Below are 1,587 nucleotides of genomic sequence, written 5' to 3'. Positions count from 1 at the left end.
AATGTTCAGTATTCATTGAGCCGAACAAAATCTTAAATTGAAGAGTTTGATCATGGCTCAGATTGAACGCTGGCGGCAGGCCTAACACATGCAAGTCGAGCGGAAACGAGTTATCTGAACCTTCGGGGAACGATAACGGCGTCGAGCGGCGGACGGGTGAGTAATGCCTAGGAAATTGCCCTGATGTGGGGGATAACCATTGGAAACGATGGCTAATACCGCATGATGCCTACGGGCCAAAGAGGGGGACCTTCGGGCCTCTCGCGTCAGGATATGCCTAGGTGGGATTAGCTAGTTGGTGAGGTAAGGGCTCACCAAGGCGACGATCCCTAGCTGGTCTGAGAGGATGATCAGCCACACTGGAACTGAGACACGGTCCAGACTCCTACGGGAGGCAGCAGTGGGGAATATTGCACAATGGGCGCAAGCCTGATGCAGCCATGCCGCGTGTGTGAAGAAGGCCTTCGGGTTGTAAAGCACTTTCAGTCGTGAGGAAGGTAGTGTAGTTAATAGCTGCATTATTTGACGTTAGCGACAGAAGAAGCACCGGCTAACTCCGTGCCAGCAGCCGCGGTAATACGGAGGGTGCGAGCGTTAATCGGAATTACTGGGCGTAAAGCGCATGCAGGTGGTTTGTTAAGTCAGATGTGAAAGCCCGGGGCTCAACCTCGGAATAGCATTTGAAACTGGCAGACTAGAGTACTGTAGAGGGGGGTAGAATTTCAGGTGTAGCGGTGAAATGCGTAGAGATCTGAAGGAATACCGGTGGCGAAGGCGGCCCCCTGGACAGATACTGACACTCAGATGCGAAAGCGTGGGGAGCAAACAGGATTAGATACCCTGGTAGTCCACGCCGTAAACGATGTCTACTTGGAGGTTGTGGCCTTGAGCCGTGGCTTTCGGAGCTAACGCGTTAAGTAGACCGCCTGGGGAGTACGGTCGCAAGATTAAAACTCAAATGAATTGACGGGGGCCCGCACAAGCGGTGGAGCATGTGGTTTAATTCGATGCAACGCGAAGAACCTTACCTACTCTTGACATCCAGAGAACTTTCCAGAGATGGATTGGTGCCTTCGGGAACTCTGAGACAGGTGCTGCATGGCTGTCGTCAGCTCGTGTTGTGAAATGTTGGGTTAAGTCCCGCAACGAGCGCAACCCTTATCCTTGTTTGCCAGCGAGTAATGTCGGGAACTCCAGGGAGACTGCCGGTGATAAACCGGAGGAAGGTGGGGACGACGTCAAGTCATCATGGCCCTTACGAGTAGGGCTACACACGTGCTACAATGGCGCATACAGAGGGCGGCCAACTTGCGAAAGTGAGCGAATCCCAAAAAGTGCGTCGTAGTCCGGATTGGAGTCTGCAACTCGACTCCATGAAGTCGGAATCGCTAGTAATCGTGGATCAGAATGCCACGGTGAATACGTTCCCGGGCCTTGTACACACCGCCCGTCACACCATGGGAGTGGGCTGCAAAAGAAGTAGGTAGTTTAACCTTCGGGGGGACGCTTACCACTTTGTGGTTCATGACTGGGGTGAAGTCGTAACAAGGTAGCGCTAGGGGAACCTGGCGCTGGATCACCTCCTTA

Annotated in this window: 1 rRNA gene; it reads left to right on the top strand. The window is 53.2% G+C overall.

The features are described 5' to 3' along the window. Window positions 1-34 precede the first annotated feature (34 nt). Window positions 35-1,587: ribosomal RNA gene (locus R8N47_RS23365) — 16S ribosomal RNA — on the top strand.

Source organism: Vibrio sp. 2132-1 (assembly GCF_033344315.1).
The sequence above is the reverse complement of the archived record's forward strand: the minus strand, read 5'-3'. Positions and strand labels throughout refer to the sequence as shown.